The organism is Enterococcus mundtii, assembly GCF_003957375.1.
Taxonomy (GTDB): Bacteria; Bacillota; Bacilli; order Lactobacillales; family Enterococcaceae; genus Enterococcus_B; species Enterococcus_B spodopteracolus.
On the sequence record NZ_CP025473.1, the window covers coordinates 1 to 22652 of the forward strand.

The window sequence follows — 22652 nt, forward strand, 5'->3', positions numbered from 1 at the left end:
ATGGTATCCCTCGATGCTTTATGGACTGAATTAAAAACGACTTATCAAAAAGAACTGTCTCCAGCAAGTTACAATACTTGGATTGAGACAGCACAACCTAAATCCTTAGAACAAAGCCAATTAGTGGTAACTGTTCCAAGCAAGATCCATAAGGAATATTGGGAAAAAAATCTCGCAACAAAGATTGTTGAGGTCGGCTACATGTTAACGGGAAAAGAAATCATTCCACGTTTTGTGACCGGTGAAGAAGCGGAACAAGAAGAAGTAGAAGAAATCAAAACAATGAAAGTTCTCCCAATCACACCAATCAAAAAAGCGATGTTGAATCCTAAGTATACCTTCGATACCTTTGTGATCGGAAAAGGTAACCAGATGGCTCATGCCGCTGCCTTGGTCGTTGCTGAAGATCCTGGTTCGATTTATAATCCATTGTTCTTCTATGGTGGTGTCGGACTTGGTAAGACTCACTTGATGCACGCGATTGGTCATCAAATGTTGTTAAGTCAGCCAAATGCGAAGGTCAAATATGTAAGCAGTGAGACGTTTGCCAATGATTTTATCAATTCGATCCAAAATAAAACGGCCGAAGAATTTCGCCAAGAATATCGAAATGTCGACTTATTATTAGTCGATGATATTCAATTTTTTGCTGAAAAAGAAGCAACTCAAGAAGAATTTTTCCATACCTTCAATGCGCTCTACAATGAAGGAAAACAAATCGTCCTAACGAGTGATCGTTTACCAAACGAAATCCCAAAATTGCAGGAACGTCTCGTTTCTCGCTTTGCTTGGGGACTTTCAGTAGATATCACGCCACCTGACCTTGAAACAAGAACAGCTATTTTGAGAAAAAAAGCCGCAGCAGAACGCTTAGAAATCCCTGATGATACTTTAAGTTATATTGCGGGACAAATCGATTCCAACATTCGTGAACTAGAAGGCGCTCTTGTACGTGTTCAAGCATTTGCTACGATGAACAGTGAAGATATATCAACTAGTTTAGCTGCTGATGCCTTAAAAACATTGAAATCTGGCAAAGGTCACCCGCAACTCTCGATTTTGCAGATCCAAGAAGAAGTTGCAAAGTATTACCATATTCAATTAAAGGATCTAAAAGGAAAGAAACGCGTCAAATCGATCGTTGTTCCTCGGCAAATCGCTATGTACTTGGCTCGGGAATTAACCGATAGCTCTCTTCCTAAAATCGGCGCTGAATTTGGTGGAAAAGATCATACAACTGTCATCCATGCGCACGAAAAAATCCAGCAGCTGATCGATTCAAGTGTCAGCATGCAAAATGAAGTATCAGAAATCAAAAATTTCCTATTAAACTAAAAAGATGATTGATAGGAAGAAAAACACCTTGTGGATAAAAGTAGAAATTATTCAAAAGTTATACACATATTTTCCACAACCGTTTTTTCTTTTCTCTTCTAGCATTTTTATAGTTTTCCACAGTATCAACAGTACCTAATACTTTTATTACTTTATTTACTAATAATAAAATAAATATATGGCAAAGGAGATCTACAATGAAAGTAACCTTAAACCGCGCAACATTTATGCAAGAATTGCAAACTGTTCAGCGTGCGATTTCAAGTAAAACGACAATCCCTATTTTGACAGGGGTTAAAATCACCCTCAATCAAGAAGGACTGACTTTAACAGGTAGTAATGCAGATATTTCAATTGAAACGTTTCTATCTGTTGAAAATGAAAAAGCACAAATGCAAATTGAAGCAACAGGAGCCATTGTGCTACAAGCTCGCTTCTTCAGTGAAATCATTCGTCGATTACCCGAAGAAATCTTTACGCTAGAAGTGTTAGAGAACAAACAAGTGGCCATTACTTCAGGGAAAGCGAATTTCTTAGTGAATGGGTTAGATGCAGATAATTACCCTCATCTTCCTGTTGTAGAGAGTCACAACCAGATGAAATTACCTGTACATGTATTGACAAAATTGATCAATGAAACAGTGTTTGCTGTTTCTCAACATGAAAGTCGCCCAATTCTTACAGGTGTCCATTTCATTTTGAAAGACAACTCGTTATTAGCAGTAGCAACTGACTCACATCGTTTGAGTCAACGAGTAATCCCGATCGAACAATCAGCTGATCAATTCGATATCGTGATTCCTGGAAAAAGTTTGACTGAATTATCACGTTCATTGACAAATGAAGAAGATATCGTAGAAATCAGTATTATGGAAAACCAAGTATTGTTCAAAACTGAAAATATGTATTTTTATTCACGCTTGTTAGAAGGGAATTATCCCGATACGAATCGTTTGATTCCTTCAAGTTTCAATACCGAAGTTGAATTTTCTGTCCCAAGCTTTTTAGCAGCGATTGAGCGTGCCTCCTTGCTCTCACATGAAGGACGCAACAATATCGTTCGTTTGTCGATCCAGCCTGATTCTGTTGTTCTATACGGTAATTCTCCTGAAATCGGGAAAGTAGAGGAAAGCTTGAACTTTACGACTAGCACGGGTGATCCATTAGATATTTCATTCAACCCAGACTATATGAAAGCTGCTTTGCGTGCATTTGGTGACATGAGTATCAAAGTAAAATTTATTTCTGCCATTCGTCCATTTACGTTAGAACCAACGGAAGATGGGGTACAATTCATCCAATTGATCACTCCAGTACGTACAAACTAAAATACTAATTGAAAATAAACTGAAAAATAAACCATTTTAAACAGAAGGCCCTAAAATCAATTTTAAGGCTTTCTGTTTCTTTTTGTTCAAATCACCTTTTTTCATTTAAATCCGCTCATATGGAAAAATATATGGATAAATTTGTTTTCTTGCGAAAAAAAGGGTATAATAAAGTATACTTTTAATAATGAAAATGAGGGATGAAGAGTGAAACAACAAGTCATTCTAAAAACTGAGTTTATGACGTTGGGTCAAATGCTGAAAGAAGTCACCGTCATCGGCAGTGGTGGACAAGCAAAATGGTATTTAGCAGAAAACACGGTTTTGGTTGATGGCGAGCCAGAAAATCGTCGTGGACGAAAGCTTTATCCCGGTATGATGATCGAAGTTCCAGAAGCAGGAACTTTTTTTATGGTAAAAAAAGGGAATAACGATAATGAGGCTGAATAAGCTACACCTCAAAAATTATCGAAACTATCAAGAATTGCAAATTGATTTTTCCAAAAACCTCGTGATTTTTTTAGGAGAAAATGCCCAAGGAAAAACGAATCTTTTGGAAAGTATTTATGTGCTTGCAATGACAAGAAGTCATCGTACAAATAGTGAACAAGAGTTGATTGGATGGAACGATGAGCAGTCGATGATCCAAGGGGAGATTACAAGAGGAACCACTAAGATCCCATTAGAGATCCAACTGTCTAAAAAAGGACGAAGAACAAAGATCAATCATATCGAACAAAAGAAGTTGAGTAGTTATGTTGGACAATTGAATGTCATTTTATTTGCTCCTGAAGATCTTTCTTTAGTGAAAGGAAGCCCACAGATCCGACGCAAATTTTTAGATATGGAATTAGGTCAAATCAATCCAATCTATCTTTACGATCTTGTCCAATATCAAGCAATCCTAAAGCAGAGAAATCAATATTTGAAGCAATTGAATGAGAAAAAACAAACGGATTTACTTTATCTTGATATTTTATCTGAACAACTAGCAGAATTTGGTAGCAAAGTACTAAAGGCAAGAGCGCAGTTTATCAAACGTTTAGAATATTGGGCAAATTCTTTACATCAACAAATCACGCATCAAAGAGAACAGTTGGCAATCGAATATGTGACCGCCCTCTCTTCTTTAGACACTATGACAGTTCAAGAGATCCAGTCACAATTTTTAACGTTGCTCGAACAAAACAAAAAGAAAGATCTCTTTCGAGGGACAACGACTGTGGGTCCCCATCGAGATGACCTTTCTTTTTTTGTCAATGAAAAAAACGTGCAAAATTTTGGTTCTCAAGGTCAACAGCGAACAACGGCATTAAGTGTCAAATTAGCAGAAATCGATTTGATCAAAGAAGAAACAGGCGAGTATCCGATCCTATTACTGGATGATGTAATGAGTGAGTTAGACGACCAGCGTCAACTCCATTTACTTGAAACGATCGAAGGGAAAGTACAGACATTCTTAACTACTACTTCCCTGGATCACGTTAAAAATAAAATGACTGTTGAACCTGAGATTTTTTATGTTCAGCAGGGAGAAATAAAAGGAGAATAAACATACATGACAGAAGAAAGAAGTTTAGTCGAGCGCGCAAAAGAATATGATGCCAGTCAGATTCAAGTGCTTGAAGGTCTTGAAGCCGTTCGGAAACGTCCGGGGATGTACATTGGTTCAACAAGTTCAGAAGGACTTCACCACTTAGTATGGGAAATCGTCGATAATTCGATCGATGAAGTCTTGGCAGGATTTGCGACAAAGATCCAAGTCATCATTGAGGAAGACAACAGTATCACTGTCATTGATGATGGTCGTGGGATTCCGGTCGATATCCAAGCGAAGACCGGTCGTCCAGCTGTAGAAACAGTTTTTACTGTCTTGCATGCGGGTGGTAAATTTGGCGGAGGCGGCTACAAAGTATCCGGTGGTCTTCATGGGGTTGGTTCGTCCGTTGTGAATGCACTATCGACACTATTAGATGTCAAAGTGTACAAAGATGGCAAGATCTATTACCAAGAATATCGTCGTGGAGCGGTAGTCGATGATTTGAAAGTCATCGGTGACACTGATTTAAGTGGAACGACCGTTCACTTCATTCCAGACCCAGAAATCTTTACAGAAACGACAACTTTCGACTTTAATAAATTGGCGACTCGTATTCGTGAGCTGGCTTTCTTGAATCGTGGGATGAAAATCTCAATTGAAGATCGTCGCGAAGAAAAGCCTGTCGTGAAAGAATACCATTATGATGGTGGAATCAAAAGCTACGTCGAATATTTAAATGCGAGCAAAACAGTGATTTTCCCAGAACCTGTTTATTTAGAAGGGGAGCAACAAGAAATCACTGTCGAAGTTTCGATGCAATATACAGACGGTTATCATTCCAATATCATGAGTTTTGCCAACAATATCCATACGTACGAAGGCGGAACACATGAATCAGGATTTAAGACAGCTTTGACAAGGGTCATCAATGATTATGCACGTAAGCAAAAATTGATGAAAGAAAATGATGATAATTTGACAGGTGAAGATGTGCGTGAAGGATTGACAGCAGTCATTTCGATCAAGCATCCAGATCCTCAGTTTGAAGGACAAACGAAAACAAAATTAGGAAACTCAGAAGTACGTACGGTCACTGATCGTTTGTTCAGTGAGCATTTCATGAAATTCTTATTGGAAAACCCAAGTGTGGGCCGTCAGATCGTCGAAAAAGGACTACTTGCCTCTAGAGCCCGCTTAGCGGCTAAACGCGCGCGCGAAGTGACGCGGAGAAAAGGGGCATTGGAAATCAGTAATTTACCAGGTAAATTAGCCGATTGTTCAAGTAATGATCCTGAAAAATGCGAATTATTCATCGTCGAAGGAGATTCTGCCGGCGGCTCAGCGAAACAAGGACGAAGTCGCGAATTCCAAGCAATTTTACCGATTCGTGGGAAAATCTTGAACGTAGAAAAAGCGAGTATGGATAAAATTTTAGCGAACGAAGAAATTCGCTCATTGTTTACAGCGATGGGGACAGGGTTTGGTGAAGATTTCGACGTGTCCAAAGCACGTTACCATAAATTAGTCATCATGACCGATGCCGATGTCGATGGTGCCCACATTCGTACATTGCTATTGACGCTCTTTTATCGTTATATGCGCCCAATCGTGGAAGCTGGCTATGTTTATATCGCGCAACCACCGCTATATGGCGTTAAACAAGGAAAGAAAATCACGTATGTCCAACCAGGGAAAAATGCCGAAGAAGAGTTGAGAAAAGTCATCGAATCATTACCAGCAACACCAAAACCAAGCGTTCAACGATACAAAGGGCTTGGTGAGATGGATGATCATCAACTATGGGAAACGACGATGGACCCAAGCAAACGTATGATGGCTCGTGTCAGTGTCGATGATGCAATTGCTGCCGATGAAGTATTTGAAATGTTGATGGGCGATCGAGTGGAACCTCGTCGTGCATTCATTGAAGAAAATGCTCACTATGTTAAAAATCTAGATATTTAATCATGAAGGAGGAAGAAAAATGAGTGAAGAAATCAGAGAAAACATCCATGATGTCAATCTAACTAGCGAAATGAAAGACTCCTTCATAGATTACGCCATGAGTGTCATTGTCGCTCGGGCTCTACCAGATGTTAGAGATGGATTAAAACCAGTTCACCGCCGTATTTTATATGGGATGAATGAACTAGGTGTCACACCAGACAAAGCACACAAGAAATCAGCCAGAATCGTGGGGGACGTCATGGGTAAATACCATCCCCATGGTGATAGTGCGATCTATGAGTCAATGGTTCGGATGGCGCAGCCTTTTAGCTATCGCTACATGTTAGTAGATGGTCATGGAAACTTTGGGTCAGTTGATGGAGATGGCGCAGCAGCGATGCGTTATACTGAAGCCAGAATGAGTAAGATCGCGACAGAAATGTTACGTGATATCAATAAAAATACGGTCGATTTCCAAAGCAACTATGATGATACGGAAAAAGAACCAGTTGTCTTACCGGCACGTTTTCCTAACTTATTAGTCAATGGTACGACAGGGATCGCGGTTGGGATGGCGACGAATATCCCACCACATAATCTGACAGAAGTTGTAGCAGCGATTGATCTATTGATGGAAAATCCAGATGTGACAACCAATGAATTGATGGAAGTCTTACCTGGTCCTGATTTTCCTACAGGCGGATTAGTCATGGGGAAATCTGGTATTCGTCGAGCGTATGAAACAGGAAAAGGTTCGATCACTGTTCGAGCAAAAGTAGAAATCACGGAAATGCCAAATGGAAAAGAGCGGATCTTAGTCACTGAATTGCCATATATGGTCAATAAAGCGAAATTGATTGAGCGAATTTCAGAATTGCACCGTGACAAACGAATTGAAGGTATCACGGATCTAAGAGATGAATCTTCTCGTGAAGGAATGCGTATCGTGATCGATGTGCGTCGTGACGCGAGTGCCTCTGTCATTTTGAACAATCTCTACAAATTGACATCCTTACAAAACTCATTTGGTTTCAATATGTTAGCAATCGAAAAAGGCGTACCGAAAGTTCTAAGCTTGAAGCAGATCCTTGAAAATTATATCGAACACCAACGCGAAGTTATTACACGTCGTACGGTCTTTGAAAAGGATAAAGCAGAAGCAAGAGCACATATCTTAGAAGGACTACGCATCGCCTTAGATCATATTGATGAAATCATCGCGATCATTCGTGGGTCCAAATCAGATGAAGAAGCGAAAAACACGATGATCGAACGCTTCGAACTTTCTGACCGTCAGTCGCAAGCAATCTTAGATATGCGTTTACGCCGTTTGACTGGTTTGGAAAGAGAAAAAATCGAAAATGAATACCAAGAATTATTGAAACTCATTGAAGATCTAGCTGATATTCTTGCTCGCCCTGAACGCGTAACAGAAATCATCCAAACTGAACTTGCTGAATTGAGTCAACGATTTGGCGACAAACGTCGTACAGAATTACTGGTCGGTGAAGTCTTGAGTTTAGAAGACGAAGATTTAATCGAAGAAGAAGAAATCGTGATCACATTGACGAATAATGGCTATATCAAACGTTTAGCCAACAACGAATTCCGCGCACAACGTCGTGGGGGCCGAGGCATCCAAGGAATGGGTGTTCATAACGATGATTTCGTGAAAAATCTTGTTTCTTGCTCAACACATGATACATTGCTTTTCTTTACCAATAACGGAAAAGTGTATCGTGCGAAAGGATACGAGATCCCAGAGTACGGACGTACAGCAAAAGGGATTCCGATCATCAACTTACTTGGCATTGATTCAAGTGAGAAGATCCAAGCAATCATCGCAGTAACTGGTGAAGCAGAGGAAGGACATTACTTGTTCTTTACTACGCGACAAGGAACAGTCAAACGTACGACTGTCACTGCTTTTGCCAATATCCGTAGCAATGGGTTGATTGCGATTGGTTTGAAAGAAAATGATGAATTGGTCAACGTCTTATTGACTGATGGCAAATCAAACATCATCATTGGTACACACGATGGATATTCTGTGACTTTTGCAGAAGATGCCGTTCGTGATATGGGACGTACAGCCTCTGGGGTTCGTGGGGTTCGTTTGAGAGAAGACGATTATGTCGTTGGAGCAGCCTTGATGAACGAGGATCATGAAGTCTTGATCATCACAGAAAAAGGTTATGGAAAACGTACCAAGGTTTCTGAGTATCCTGTCAAAGGACGTGGGGGTAAAGGGATCAAAACTGCGAATATCACTGAGAAAAATGGTCCATTAGCTGGATTGACCACGGTAACAGGCGAAGAAGATATTATGTTGATCACAGACAAAGGTGTCATCATCCGCTTCAACGTTTCAACGGTTTCTCAGACAGGTCGGGCAACGCTAGGCGTACGCTTGATCAAGATGGAAGCAGAAACGAAAGTGGTGACCATGGCAGCAGTAGAACCAGAACCTGCGGAAGAAACGACTGTCGAAGCAGAGACAGTTGATGTGGAAACAGGTCATACAGAAGAATAGAAAATAGGCGTAAAACAAAAGTGAAGGTCTAAAATCAAAACTTCCAAGAATAGGTAAAACTATCTTTGGGAGTTTTTGGTCGTCTTAAAAGAAAAATTTGGAAAACAAAGAACAGCAGCTTGCTTTTTTAGTGCGTTGCGTGTATAATCGAGGATTGTGAGTAGTCTAATTTATTAGAAAACTCTCCTTGCTCTTGGGAAAGCTGAGAGCCGAAAGTCCATAGGGAGGTGAAAAATCAATGGAAAACACGAAATATGAAATCATGTATATTATTCGTCCAAACATTGATGAAGAAGCAAAAACTGCTTTAATCGAACGTTTCGATTCAATCTTGAAAGATAACGGAGCTGAAGTTATCGAATCAAAAGATTGGGAAAAACGCCGTTTAGCATACGAAATGAACGGTTACCGTGAAGGTATCTATCACATCGTTAAAGTATCTTCTCCATCATCAGCAGATGCAATCAACGAGTTTGATCGTCTTGCTAAAATCAATGACGATATCGTTCGTCATATGATCGTAAAAGAAGAAGCTTAATTATTGTTTCACATGGAACAATCAAACGATGAGAGGAGATGACCATTTTGATTAATAACGTTGTACTAGTTGGACGTCTGACAAAAGATCCGGATTTACGATATACATCAAGTGGCACTGCTGTAGCAACGTTCACTTTAGCTGTTAATCGTAACTTCACGAGCCAAAACGGCAACCGTGAGGCGGATTTTATTAATTGTGTGATTTGGCGAAAATCAGCAGAAACACTAGCAAACTATGCACATAAAGGAACTCTTTTAGGTGTAACTGGTCGTATTCAAACGCGTTCTTATGATAATCAACAAGGACAACGTGTGTACGTAACAGAAGTAGTTGCTGAAAACTTCCAATTATTGGAAAGTCGTGCAGCATCTGAAAACCGTCAACAAAGCGGTGGCTACCAAGACACTGGTCAATCGACAAATAATTTTGGCGGAAACGGCGGAAACAATAACTATAATCAAACATCTCAATCATCCAACGGTATGCCTGATTTTGATCGTGATTCTTCTGATCCATTCGGATCAAGCTCAACGATCGACATTTCAGACGATGATTTACCATTCTAAACGAATTTGATAGGAGGGAAATAGAATGGCACAACAAAGAAGAGGCGGACGTAAACGTCGTAAAGTAGACTACATCGCTGCTAACCATATTGAATATATCGATTATAAAGATATCGAATTACTAAAAAGATTTATCTCAGAACGCGGTAAAATTTTGCCACGTCGTGTAACAGGTACAGGCGCTAAAAACCAACGTAAAATTACGATTGCAATCAAACGCGCACGTATCATGGGATTACTACCATTCGTTGGCGAAGAATAATTCGCTTTAGGAATGATTCTGTAGGAATACCCAATCGTTTCAAACCATTACAGAGGAAGTTATGACTACTGTCGTGACTTCCTCTTTTTGTTCCATTTAGGTGTTTAGTCGCTTACATGACATGAGTTATGGTAAAATTAGGCTAATCAGTTACGGGAGGAAAGACATGGATAAAGAAAAAATAAAAGTAAGCCCGAGCCCTCTGCTCATTCTTTTATTGATCCTTGCAGAAGTTTTGGTTGTATTATTGATGCCATTTCGATTGATCAGTGCGTTATTCATCCTGATCGTGAATCTATTTTGTATTCGTTATGGTTTAAAGATGAAACGGTGGTTGACTCTAAGGAATCGTGACAAGATCCAACAAGCTTCCACAGTTGCGGAATCCAATTTGAATTATGTTTCTGAGATCATGCCTGTCGGAATCATTTCTTACCAACCAGCGACACAAACCATTGATTGGCTGAATCCTTTCGCATTGAATGTGAAAGACCAAAGCTCTTTATTGGAAACAGACTTGTTAGAAACTTTTTTTTCAGCAAAAGAAAAAAAGAAAAATCAAGTCTATTTAGCTGACAAAACGTTTCAATTTGAATTGGATACGGTGAAAGGGGTCGTTTACTTTATTGACGTGACCCAGAACCAATTACTGAAGATTCATCAAGTGAATAGCCAGCCAATCATCGGTATTCTTTCAATCGATAACTATGCAGATACGGTCGATAAATTGGATGAAAAAGAAGTTTCTTATTTGAACTCCTTCATTACGACACTGATTTCTGATTGGATGAATGAATATCATGTGTTTTTTAAACGAATCAATTCAGAGCGCTTTTTCTTTTTTGGACAGATGAGCGACTTAAAGAAAATGATGGATAAGAAATTTGATCTCTTAGATCGCTTACGAGCTGAAGCTGAAAGACAAAATCATCCGTTGACACTTAGCATGGGGATCGCCTATGGGCAACAGTCGCTAGAAGAAATCGGCAGTGAAGCTCAAAACAACTTAGATATTGCCTTAGTTCGTGGGGGGATCAAGTTGTGGTGAAAGAAGTTCGCGAAGGTGCAAAACCCACTTATTATGGGGGGAAATCAGCGACAACAATCAAGCGTACGCGCGTTCGTTCACGGGCGATGAGTACTGCTTTACGCAAAATCTTTGATGAAACAGGCGATGTATTTATTATGGGGCATCGCTTCCCTGATATGGACGCTATCGGTTCAGCCGTTGGAGTCAGTTGTCTGGCGCGCTTCAATCAGAAAAAAGCCTATATCGTCATCGATGAAAAAGAAATCATTCCAGATGTGGAACGCTGTTTAACAGAAATCCATAAAGAACCAGAGTTGGAGATGCAATTGATTACGCCAGAACGTGCAATGGAGCTTAAGAAAGCCAAGGATCTACTTGTAATGGTCGATTACCATAAACCATCGCTATCGATCTCTCAGAGCCTTTACGAGCAATTTGATAAAATCGTGATCATTGACCATCATCGTCGAGGCGAAGAGTTTCCAAGCAAACCGCTCTTAACGTATATTGAATCTTCTGCGTCTTCTGCCTCTGAATTAGTCACAGAATTGATCCAATACCAAAGTAGCCGAACCAATCGGATCAGCCGTTTAGAAGCGACGTTGTTGTTAGCTGGCATGACCGTTGATACGAATAACTTCAATGTGCGAACGACAGCACGTACGTTTGATGTTGCAAGCTATTTAAAGACTTGTAGTGCGGACGCATCCTTAGTACAATATTTATTGAGCTCTGATTTAGCCACTTATTTAGAAATCAGCCACTTGATCGCCCACAATGAACAAGTGACGGAGGATATTGTGGTGGCAGCAGGGACGGATGAAAAAGAGTATAATAGTGTTATCGCAGCAAAAACAGCAGATACATTGCTATCAATGGTCAATATCAACGGCGCTTTCGTCATTACGAAACGGACGGATGGCTTAGTTGGTATCAGTGCCCGCAGCACAGGAACGATCAATGTCCAATTGATCATGGAATCCTTAGGCGGTGGCGGACATTTCACCAACGCGGCAACACAACTGGAAAATGTGACTGTAGAAGAAGCAAAACAACAACTGCTCGCTGCTATCCAAGAAAATATGAATCAATTATATAAAAAGGAGTAGATGAGATGAAAGTCATTTTCTTACAAGATGTTAAAGGCAAAGGCAAAAAAGGCGATGTCAAGGAAGTTCCTACAGGCTATGCGCAAAATTATTTAATCAAAAACAATCTGGCAAAAGAAGCAAATAAAAGTAGCATCAGTCAGTTAGAAGGACAGAAAAAAGCCCAAGAAAAACAAGAAGCAGAAATTCTTGAAGAAGCCAAAAAATTAAAAGAATTTCTTGAAAAAGAAGAAACAGTCGTGGAATTAAAAGCCAAAGCGGGAGAAGATAGCCGTTTATTTGGCTCGATTCCATCAAAACAAATCGCTGAAGGCTTGAATAAGCAATACAAAGTAAAATTAGACAAACGTAAAATCGAGTTGAATAACCCAATTCGTACGTTAGGTTATACCAACGTACCTGTGAAACTACACCATGAAGTAACTGCAACGATCAAGGTACACGTTGTCTCTGAATAAACGAAAAGAACATGTGACGAAATCACTTCGATAAATCAGCCGCAGAGGACAAAAATCGCTTTCGATTATTTTTGACTTTTGCGGCCTATTTTCGAAGGAAGAGCTTTTGGAACAGATGTTCATTTTAGGGATGACTTTTCTGCCATTTTCTTGTAAAATGAAGCAATTGAAAGCAAGGAGCGATAGAATATGAGTGAAGTGTGGCAGGATCGAATTCCACCGCAAAATATTGAAGCTGAGCAATCGGTTCTAGGTTCTGTTTTTCTAGACGCTGAAACGATCATCGATGCCATGGAGTACATAGAACCGAAAGATTTTTATCGTCGGGGACATCAAATCATTTTTGAAATCATGATCGAATTGAATGACCGTAGTGAAGCGATTGATGTCGTGACCGTCAAAGATCGTTTGGAGCAACGAAATCTCTTGGAAGATGCTGGTGGAGTCAGTTACTTATCTGATTTAGCTTTAGCTGTACCAACGGCAGCAAACATTGTCTACTATGCAAAAATCGTGGAAGAAAAATCATTGCTCCGTAATTTGATCCAAACAGCAACAGGGATCGTTACTAGAGGATTTGAACAAGGAGAAGAAGTCCAATCCATCTTAGATGATGCGGAACGTAGCATTCTTGAAGTATCAGAAAAACGTAACCGTAGCGGGTTCTTATCCATTGCGGAAGTCTTGAATTCTACGATTGAAAATATTGACCAACTCGCGCAAAACAATGAAGAGATCACAGGTTTGCCAACTGGTTACCAAGGATTAGATAAAATGACTGCTGGCTTCCAAGCAGAAGAGCTGATTATTTTGGCTGCACGTCCGGCAGTAGGAAAAACAGCCTTTGCCTTGAATATTGCCCAAAATGTTGGCACAAAAACGGATCGTTCTGTAGCGATCTTCAGTTTGGAAATGGGGGCAGAATCACTGGTCAACCGGATGCTTTGTGCAGAAGGTTCGATTGAAGCGAGTCACTTACGTACGGGACAGCTGTCCGAAGAAGAATGGTCCAATTTGATTGTTGCGATGGGTAGTTTATCTAAAGCAAATATCTTTATTGATGATACACCAGGGATCAAAATCTCTGAGATACGAGCAAAATGTCGGAAACTTGCACAAGAAAAAGGAAATCTAGGCTTGATACTCATCGATTACTTGCAGTTGATCGAAGGAAATGGGAAAGAAAACCGTCAACAAGAAGTATCCGATATCTCACGTCAATTGAAAAAACTAGCGAAAGAATTAAAAGTTCCCGTCATTGCTCTTTCCCAGCTTTCTCGTGGAGTGGAACAACGCCAAGATAAACGACCTGTCTTAAGTGATATCCGTGAGTCTGGTTCGATCGAGCAGGATGCGGATATCGTGGCATTCTTATATCGTGATGATTACTACGAACGTGAAGGTGGCGAAGATGGTGATGCGCCAGAACCACAAAACGATAATGTGATCGAAGTCATCATTGAAAAAAACCGGAGTGGAGCAAGGGGAACGGTCGAATTGCTCTTTATCAAAGAATACAATAAATTTTCCTCGCTTTCTCCGCGAGAAGAATATTAGAATGAATAAATCTGAATAAATCAAACATCGAGGTCGGGACAGAAGTGTTTAGCCTCGAAAAATAAGGTGCCAGCCACGAAAATTGTTCTTCAAATTTTTGTGGCTGGCACCTTATTTTTCGAAGAGGTTACTTCTATTCCCAAAGTTTATTCGATTTTAGGTGGTGCGAGAGGACGAATCTCCGGACATGTTTTTTTCAAACTCAGTCAGGTCAGGCTCCTACTTGTTAGTAACTAATGGAACATAGCAAATCATAATGTTCGCCTTTTAAACGTTTTCTCTAAAATATATTAAATATCATTCGATTTTAGTTGAATAAACTTTGAAGTATTGTTACAATAATTCAGGATTAAATAATATTAAATGAGGTGTTCAAATGTCATCTGTAGTAGTAGTGGGTACACAATGGGGCGACGAAGGGAAAGGAAAAATTACTGACTTTCTTAGTGAAAATGCTGAAGTGATCGCACGGTACCAAGGTGGCGACAATGCGGGACACACAATTAAATTCGATGGTGTTACGTATAAACTGCATTTGATTCCTTCGGGGATTTTTTACAAAGATAAAATCAGCGTGATCGGGAATGGTGTGGTAGTCAATCCGAAGTCTTTAGTCAAAGAATTGGCTTATTTACATGAAAAAAATGTGACGACAGATAATTTACGTATTTCTGATCGTGCGCATGTGATTTTACCGTATCATATCAAATTAGACCAATTGCAAGAAGATGCAAAAGGAGACAATAAAATCGGTACGACCATCAAAGGGATCGGACCTGCTTATATGGATAAAGCCGCTCGTATCGGTATCCGTGTAGCCGATTTATTAGATAAAGAAATTTTTGAAGAGCGTTTACGAGTGAATCTAGACGATAAAAACCGTCAATTTGTGAAAATGTTCGATTCTGAGCCAATCGACTTTGAAGAAATCTTTGAAGAATACTACGAATATGGCCAACAAATCAAACAATACGTGACGGATACATCAGTTATCTTAAATGATGCGTTAGATGCAGGAAAACGTGTTTTATTTGAAGGCGCACAAGGTGTGATGTTGGATATCGATCAAGGAACGTATCCGTTTGTTACCTCATCGAATCCAGTGGCTGGTGGTGTGACGATCGGTAGTGGTGTCGGACCTTCAAAAATCAATAAAGTGGTCGGTGTATGTAAAGCTTACACTTCACGTGTGGGAGATGGCCCATTCCCTACTGAATTGTTTGATGAAACAGGTCAACAAATTCGTGAAGTTGGTCGCGAATACGGTACAACAACTGGACGTCCACGTCGTGTCGGCTGGTTTGATACAGTCGTGATGCGTCACTCAAAACGTGTGTCAGGTATCACGAATCTATCATTGAATTCGATCGATGTCTTGAGCGGTTTAGAAACAGTGAAAATCTGTACAGCATACGAATTAGACGGTGAACGAATCTATCATTATCCAGCGAGTTTGAAAGAATTGAACCGTTGCAAACCAATCTACGAAGAATTGCCAGGTTGGTCAGAAGACATTACTGCTTGTCGTACACTAGCTGAATTACCAGAAAATGCACGTAACTATGTAAGACGTATCTCAGAGCTTGTAGGCGTGCGTATTTCAACATTTTCAGTAGGTCCAGACCGAAACCAAACAAATATCCTAGAAAGCGTGTGGGCGCAAATCTAGGCCTTTCAGTGATGATTCGCTAACAGGAACATTCTTTTAAGAATGAGTGGACCACTGAAATCACGAGAAATAAAGCGACAACCACGAAAATTGTTTTTCTAATTTTTGTGGTTGTCGCTTTATTTCCCAAGAGATTACTCCTGTTACCACTATTTATCGGTTTTAGGGTGACACACAAAAATGAATGTGACTTTTGTTTTAGACTTATCGTGTTCATTTAAGCGTTCGCTTGATTTACTTGTACCAAGTACAACGAATATAAGAGCTGAAGTTATTTAAAATTAAAGGAGTTTGCTATAATAGACTGCGATGAAAAGTGGAGAAAAAAAGGAGTTGGAACGAATGTATCAAATAGTCACAGATTCATGTTGCGATCTGCCCTATCAAGTGTTAGCAAATGCAAATGTTGATTTTTTATCCATGGAGATCCAGATTGGTGAGGAAATACGAATCGATGATCTGGGAAAAACATTTGATTATGAAGGGTACATCCAACAGTTACGTGAAGGAGCAATGCCTACGACCTCACAAATCAATGTGGGTCGCTATTTGGAGTTCTTCCGTAGTTATGTGGAGAAAGGTATCCCAGTTTTGTACGTTGCTTTTTCGAGTGGCATGAGTGGTTCTTACAGCAGTGCCTTACAAGCAGTCGAATTATTGAAAGAAACCTATGAGGACCCGCAAGTTCATGTGTTTGATACGAAAGCCGCAAGTATCGGGGAAGGACTACTTGTATTAGAAGCTGTTCGTTTGAAAGAATCGGGTTATTCTTTGGAAGAAACATTGGCTTGGTTACAAAATAATTATCTCAAAGTTCATTCTTGGGTAACCGTTGATGATTTAAAGCATTTAGAACGAGGAGGACGCATCTCTAGAGCAAGTGCTGCTATTGGTAGTCTGTTAAGCGTGAAACCGATCATTACCGTTGAACCAAGTGGTCATTTAAAGAATGTCGATAAAGTGCGTGGCAGAAACAAATCCATTCAAAAAATCGTGGAGGAAACGGTCAAAACGATCGTAGCACCATTGGAACAAACGGTGTATATCGCTTATGCCGGAGACCTAGAAAGTGCTGAGAAAGCCAAAAAATTATTAGAAGAAAATATCAAAACAAAAGAAATCAAACTCTATCCCTTAGGACCAACGATCGCCAGTCATACAGGCTACGGGTGTATCGCCATCTTTTCAATGGGTGTGAGTCGGTAAAAAAGAAAAACAGCTGTACAACGTAAGAGTACTCACGTTGTACAGCTGTTTTTATAGTTATTTTTGGAATATTTAGTTCCACAATTGTTCTAATTGTTTTTGGATGTCTTTGTTCTCTAAGAATTCATCATATGTCGTATCTGCACGATCGATCACGCCTTTATCAGAAACAGCAATGATACGATTTGCTAACGTTTGGATGAATTGGTGGTCATGAGAAGCAAACAGGATCGAACCTGAAAATGCCATCAAACCATCATTCAATGCAGTAATTGATTCTAAATCTAAATGATTCGTTGGGTCGTCTAAGACAAGGACGTTTGCTTTTGAAAGCATCAATTTAGAAAGCATGCAACGAACTTTTTCGCCCCCAGAAAGAACATTCACTGGTTTTAGTACTTCCTCACCAGAAAACAACATACGGCCTAAGAAGCTACGTAAGAACGTATTGTCGTCTTCTTCTTTACTTGCATATTGACGTAACCAATCAAGAATCGTTAAGTCCGTATCGAATTCCTTCGTTGTATCCTTTGGTAGATAAGCATTGCTTGTTGTTACACCCCAACGGACAGTACCAGTATCAGGTGTTAAATCACCCATGATGACTTTAAATAGCGTTGTGGTTGTTATATCGTTTTCAGCAACGAATGCTACCTTGTCTTCTTTGTTTAATGTAAATGATATATCATTTAAAATCTTTTTACCATCTATTGTGACACTAACGTTTTCTACTTGTAGTAAGTCATTTCCAATTTCACGCTCTGGTTTGAATCCAACGAAGGGATAGCGACGTGAAGAAGGTTGGATATCATCCAATGTGATTTTTTCTAACATTTTTTTACGGGATGTTGCTTGTTTTGATTTTGACGCATTTGCACTGAAACGTGCGATAAAGTCTTGTAATTCTTTGATTTGTTCTTCTTTTTTCGCATTGGCGTTCGCTTGTAACTTAGTCGCTAATTGGCTTGATTCTAACCAGAAATCGTAGTTTCCTACATAAAGCTTGATTTTTCCAAAGTCTAAATCTGCCATGTGGGTACATACTTTATTTAAGAAGTGACGGTCATGGGAAACAACGATCACTGTATTCTCAAATTCAATCAAAAATTCTTCTAACCAGTTGATCGATTGGATATCTAGTCCGTTTGTCGGCTCATCTAAAAGTAAAACATCTGGTTTACCGAATAGCGTTTGCGCAAGCAACACTTTTACTTTTTGTCCACCAGTTAGTTCGCTCATCAATTGATGATGTAATTCTTCAGGAATGTTCAATCCTTGAAGTAGAACCGCTGCTTCTGGCTCTGCTTCCCATCCGTTTAATTCTGCGAATTCGCCTTCTAGTTCTGCGGCGCGAATCCCATCTTCATCTGTGAAATCTTCTTTCATATAGATGGCATCTTTTTCTTTCATTACTTCATATAAACGTTTATGGCCCATGATCACTGTTTCCATCACAGTATATTCTTCATAGTCATAGTGGTTTTGTTTCAAAACAGCCATACGTTCATCTGGTCCTAATGTGACAGAGCCTGTTGAAGGTTGCAAGTCACCTGATAATACTTTAAGGAATGTTGATTTACCTGCGCCATTTGCTCCAATTAAGCCATAACAATTGCCGGGAGTGAATTTTATATTAACATCATCAAATAGTTTGCGATCTGAAAAGTGCAAACTTACATCATTTACAGTAATCAATTTTTTTCCTCACTTTATGTTTATAATATTTGCCAAGTCTTCTAGAATTATATAGGGGAATGTTGAAAGTTTCAAGGAAATCAGTAATTCTTTACGTTTCACGTGAAACAAGCAAAAGAATAAAAGGGATAAACCGTTTTTTTACAACTAAAGCATTTTCATAAATGCTAAATTTTTGAAGTTATTTAAATAGGAGCGTAAGATAGAAATAGATTAGAAGAAAGTAGGGATTAAAATGAAAGAAAGTAGAAAAATTGATTGGGGTTCACTCGTTTTAGGGATATTATTTGTTTTAGTTTCCTTGATTTCTTTTCGCGATCCAGTAGGTAACTTAGTTGCTATCGTTATTGTATTTGCTATTTTTGCGATCCTAAAAGGATTATTTGAGTTATTTCTACGTAGTCGAGTAAAAGAACTGACAGGATATAAAGGTAAGATGCCGATGGTGATTGGGATTATCGATTTATTGATTGGGATCTTTTTCATTTTCAATATTAGTGCTGGGGTAGTTGCACTACCTTATGTATTCGCTGTTTGGTTTATTATTGATTCTGTTTTGGCTTTATTTACTGCTGATTTATTCAGAGGAATAAGTGAAGGACATTATTGGTTTACGGTGGTCATTAATGTATTGGGTATCTTACTAGGTACCATGTTATTATTCAATCCTTTATCCTCTGCGTTGACGCTAAGTTTCTTAGTTGGATTTTACTTTATGGTCGTTGGGATCAATCAGATCGTGTATGCATTTAGCTAACCGATAAAAGAAAATATCTACGTTTTTTAATGGTAGGTTTTGTAAAACATTAGCAGATTAGTAATAAAGTAAGTATATGGTATTTGAAAAAGAGCCACTCTCGATTCTATCAATACATAGAATCGGGAGTGGCTCTTTTTTCATTGGGGTGTGCCCTTTCGAAGGGCTTTTACAACTGATTAGACAAAAGTTGCGTATATATTTCATGAAGCACCGGCATACCATGTACTTCGTATTTTTCTTTGAAGCGTTCGATTTCGTCTTCGCTATACTTTCTTGGGTCTAAGTGTAAGTCTTCGACAGGTAAGGGCCGTTTATTGGGGATCTTGACGTCGATCACTACTGGTCGATCAGATTTCGCCGCAGCATTGAAGGCAGGGCGTAATTGCTCGTAGTGCGTGATCGTGAAGCCATCGGCACCTAAGGCTTCGCAGGCTTTCCCAAAATCAGCTTGTTCAAGAGAAACACCAAATTTTTGTTGTTCAGTGTCTTCTTGTTCTGCTTCGATAAATCCGAATGAATCATTTGAGAAAACGACATTGATGATTGGCAACTGATAGCTGACTTGGGTCAAGATATCTTGCATCACCATTGCAAAACCGCCGTCTCCGCTTAAAGTAAAGACTTGTTTCTCCGGAAAGCTTAATTTAGCAGCAATTCCTCCTGGTACACCGTTGCCCATCGTCGCAAACCAACCAGAAGTAGTGTGTAACTGCTCACCAGTCATGTTCAGTAAACGAATCGAATGAATAGTCGTATTTCCAACATCTGTCACAAAAATAGCATCACGTTCGGCAATTCGGTTGATTTCTTTATAGACCGTTTCTGGTCGAATCGATGGCTCCGTGGGTTCTTCAAACGACGTTAACCAACGCCGCCAATTGCGAAGATTTTCTTGATTGGCTAGATACCAAGCATCTTCTAAGCGTTCTTTCCCCAATTCAACTAGGTTTTCTAACGTTGTTTTTCCATCACCTAAGATCGCTAAATCGGTGTGGTGGCGGCGGCCGAATTTAGCGGCATCAATATCGACTTGGATAAAGGCTGATTCTGGATTGAAAAAGGTTCGCCCAAAAGGGAAATCACTTCCTACAAATAAAATCAAATCGGCTTCTGCCAATGCTTCATTCGCAGGTTTTGTCGCTACCCGACCTGCAAATCCAAGAAAATTTTTGTCTTCATCTGGCACGATTCCTTTTGCTAAAACAGAAGCAACCACTGGCATTTTGAAATATTCGGTAAATTTCTTGATCTGATCATAGCCATGACGAACACCTTGACCGATGAACAAGACAGGTTTTTGAGCTTGTTCGAGATAAGGAAGGGCTGCTTTCACGTCTTCAATCTCAGGGAGGATCACTCCTGTTTTGTACGTGGAAGCATTAGAAACATCCTGCTACTCGATTTCTTCAAAACCAAAATCAACTGGGATCGTCACAACAGCGACTCCTTGATGTGCATAAGCTGCCTTGATAGCTTCATCAACGACATAAGGTAAACTTTCTGGTGTCATGACTGTCCGATTATAAACACTAACATCAGCGAAAATTGGATTTTCATTTAATTCTTGAAAGGCAGTATAATTCATAGAAGTCGAAGCCACTTGTCCTAAAAGGGCGACAACTGGGACGTGATCCATTTGGGCATCGTAAAGCCCGTTGATCAAATGAGTGGCTCCAGGACCAGCTGAGCCAAAGACAGCTCCGACTTTTCCTGTTAATTTGGCATCCGCTGCGGCAGCTAACGCGCCCACTTCTTCGTGACGTACTTGGATATAATCGATTTGGTCTTTTTCATGGTACAACGCATCCATAATGGAATTGAACGAACCACCCGGAATCCCATAAATATGATCAACTTCCCAGCTTTCAAGCACTTTTACCATGGCAATACCGGCATTTATCGTTGACATTTTGATCCACTCCTTAAAAAAACAAATTATATTTATTGTCTAAAGTATAAATCTTCCTTATCAAAAGCCCAACTAAAGCGACTTTCAACTAAGTAGAGTGAATTGCCAGTAATGTGTGAAACTATGTTATAGTGGATTCAAAATGTTAGGAGGAAGAGTATGCTGAAAATCGGTATTATGAGCGGTGCTTCGATCGTGCCACGTGTTGTGGAGGGGATCAATGAAAGTGGCGTGGCACAAGCTGTCGCAATTGCGACACGTCGCTTAGAAAAGGCGCAACAGTTAGCCACAGAGTTAGGTATTCCAAAAGCGTATGGCAGTTACGAAGCGTTACTTTCTGATAACGAGATAGCACTGATTTATATTCCATTGATCAATCACTTGCATTTTTCAGCCGCGAAAGCCGCGATCCAAGCGAAAAAACATGTGCTTTTAGAGAAGCCTTTTACGCTACATTCGGAGCAAGCACAAGAACTCTATGCCTTGGCTAAGGAACACAAGGTTTTTCTCATGGAAGCGCAAAAAGCCCTATTTCTACCTGCGATCGAAGACGTAAAAAAAACTATTGGATCAGGAAAAATCGGTAAAGTACAATTGGTGGAGATCCGTGATGCAAGACCAGGATCGGAGAAGATTCCTTGGTTTTGGAAGATGGAACAAGGAGGTGGCGTATTGATTTCCAACGCCTCTTACCCATTAAGTGTCAGTCAATATTTATTTGGTACAGGATTTGATGAATATAACGGCTTATGTGTAGACCATGGAGAAGGACTGACCGACGAAGAGTGTATGGTCAACCTGAAGAAGAAAGACCTTTTAATCAGTTTATTCCTTACGACAAAAATGGATTTTACTAGTACGTATACCATCGTTGGAGAAAAAGGCACGATCATCATCCCAAACTATTGGAAAACAGACCATTATACGATCCAGATGAACAACGGAGAAGTGTTAACAAAAGATTTTCCAATGGATAGTGAATTTGTCTTTGAGATCCGTCATGTCGCCGATTTACTTTCCTCAGGTAAGAAGCAAGATACGGTGGTCGATCCAAACATGACTATTACAAATGTTCAAGTCGTTGATGATCTTTACTATAAGTGGTTTGGAGATGATTGGAAAAGCGTGAGGGGATAACCGCTTAGAATAAAGGATCATCAGATTAATAGTAGAATAGTAGTCACATTTTTGGCAATATGCTAGAGTA

General features: G+C 39.7%; 16 protein-coding genes and 2 pseudogenes. 16 read left to right on the top strand and 2 right to left on the bottom strand.

Annotation, left to right across the window (positions count from 1 at the left end):
• The 14 genes and pseudogenes from dnaA (at position 1) to CYK55_RS00405 (ending at position 17081) form a co-directional block, all read left to right on the top strand.
• On the top strand, positions 1-1335 hold the full coding sequence (gene dnaA / locus CYK55_RS00340; protein ID WP_034689704.1) for a chromosomal replication initiator protein DnaA: 1335 nt from the start codon (positions 1-3) through the stop codon (positions 1333-1335).
• Positions 1336-1532: 197 nt separating this feature from the next.
• Positions 1533-2663, top strand: coding sequence for a DNA polymerase III subunit beta (gene dnaN / locus CYK55_RS00345; RefSeq protein ID WP_034689702.1), 1131 nt, complete (start codon positions 1533-1535; stop codon positions 2661-2663).
• Between the two features lie 207 nt (positions 2664-2870).
• A complete protein-coding gene (yaaA, locus tag CYK55_RS00350) occupies positions 2871-3113 on the top strand; it encodes a S4 domain-containing protein YaaA (RefSeq protein ID WP_019723041.1) in 243 nt (80 codons plus the stop codon).
• Positions 3100-4215, top strand: coding sequence for a DNA replication/repair protein RecF (gene recF, locus CYK55_RS00355; RefSeq protein ID WP_034689700.1), 1116 nt, complete (start codon positions 3100-3102; stop codon positions 4213-4215). The genes yaaA and recF overlap by 14 nt, the downstream gene beginning before the upstream one ends.
• Positions 4216-4221: 6 nt before the next feature.
• Entirely contained in the window at positions 4222-6168 is a 1947-nt protein-coding gene (gyrB, locus tag CYK55_RS00360) for a DNA topoisomerase (ATP-hydrolyzing) subunit B (RefSeq protein WP_034689697.1), read from the top strand.
• A 19-nt stretch (positions 6169-6187) separates the two neighbouring features.
• On the top strand, positions 6188-8683 hold the full coding sequence (gene gyrA / locus CYK55_RS00365; protein WP_034689696.1) for a DNA gyrase subunit A: 2496 nt from the start codon (positions 6188-6190) through the stop codon (positions 8681-8683).
• Between the two features lie 238 nt (positions 8684-8921).
• Positions 8922-9221 carry a 30S ribosomal protein S6 gene (rpsF, locus tag CYK55_RS00370; protein WP_019723039.1) on the top strand — a complete coding sequence of 100 codons (300 nt, stop codon included), beginning with the start codon at positions 8922-8924 and terminating at the stop codon, positions 9219-9221.
• Positions 9222-9268: 47 nt separating this feature from the next.
• A complete protein-coding gene (ssb, locus tag CYK55_RS00375) occupies positions 9269-9790 on the top strand; it encodes a single-stranded DNA-binding protein (protein ID WP_010734556.1) in 522 nt (173 codons plus the stop codon).
• A gap of 25 nt (positions 9791-9815) precedes the next feature.
• Positions 9816-10052 carry a 30S ribosomal protein S18 gene (gene rpsR, locus CYK55_RS00380; protein WP_010734555.1) on the top strand — a complete coding sequence of 79 codons (237 nt, stop codon included), beginning with the start codon at positions 9816-9818 and terminating at the stop codon, positions 10050-10052.
• A gap of 166 nt (positions 10053-10218) precedes the next feature.
• Positions 10219-12191, top strand: a pseudogene (locus CYK55_RS00385) (DHH family phosphoesterase).
• Between the two features lie 5 nt (positions 12192-12196).
• Positions 12197-12649 carry a 50S ribosomal protein L9 gene (gene rplI / locus CYK55_RS00390; RefSeq protein WP_010734553.1) on the top strand — a complete coding sequence of 151 codons (453 nt, stop codon included), beginning with the start codon at positions 12197-12199 and terminating at the stop codon, positions 12647-12649.
• A gap of 189 nt (positions 12650-12838) precedes the next feature.
• Positions 12839-14206, top strand: a complete 1368-nt coding sequence (gene dnaB, locus CYK55_RS00395; RefSeq protein WP_126133791.1) for a replicative DNA helicase — start codon at positions 12839-12841, stop codon at positions 14204-14206.
• A 376-nt stretch (positions 14207-14582) separates the two neighbouring features.
• Complete coding sequence (locus CYK55_RS00400) at positions 14583-15875, top strand: adenylosuccinate synthase (RefSeq protein ID WP_034689693.1); 1293 nt, start codon at positions 14583-14585, stop codon at positions 15873-15875.
• 342 nt (positions 15876-16217) lie between these two features.
• Positions 16218-17081 carry a DegV family protein gene (locus CYK55_RS00405; RefSeq protein WP_034689724.1) on the top strand — a complete coding sequence of 288 codons (864 nt, stop codon included), beginning with the start codon at positions 16218-16220 and terminating at the stop codon, positions 17079-17081.
• Positions 17082-17153: 72 nt separating this feature from the next.
• Here the strand turns inward: CYK55_RS00405 and CYK55_RS00410 are convergent, their stop codons facing one another.
• Positions 17154-18776: an ABC-F family ATP-binding cassette domain-containing protein gene (locus CYK55_RS00410; protein WP_029594258.1), complete on the bottom strand. Its 1623-nt coding sequence runs from the start codon at positions 18774-18776 to the stop codon at positions 17154-17156.
• A gap of 235 nt (positions 18777-19011) precedes the next feature.
• Between CYK55_RS00410 and CYK55_RS00415 the strand changes: the two genes are divergently transcribed.
• Complete coding sequence (locus tag CYK55_RS00415; protein WP_126133792.1) at positions 19012-19533, top strand: HdeD family acid-resistance protein; 522 nt, start codon at positions 19012-19014, stop codon at positions 19531-19533.
• Positions 19534-19702: 169 nt separating this feature from the next.
• Here the strand turns inward: CYK55_RS00415 and spxB are convergent.
• Positions 19703-21445: pseudogene (gene spxB / locus CYK55_RS00420) on the bottom strand (pyruvate oxidase).
• A gap of 159 nt (positions 21446-21604) precedes the next feature.
• Between spxB and CYK55_RS00425 the strand changes: the two are divergent.
• Positions 21605-22582: a Gfo/Idh/MocA family protein gene (locus CYK55_RS00425; RefSeq protein WP_034689687.1), complete on the top strand. Its 978-nt coding sequence runs from the start codon at positions 21605-21607 to the stop codon at positions 22580-22582.
• Positions 22583-22652: the final 70 nt, after the last annotated feature.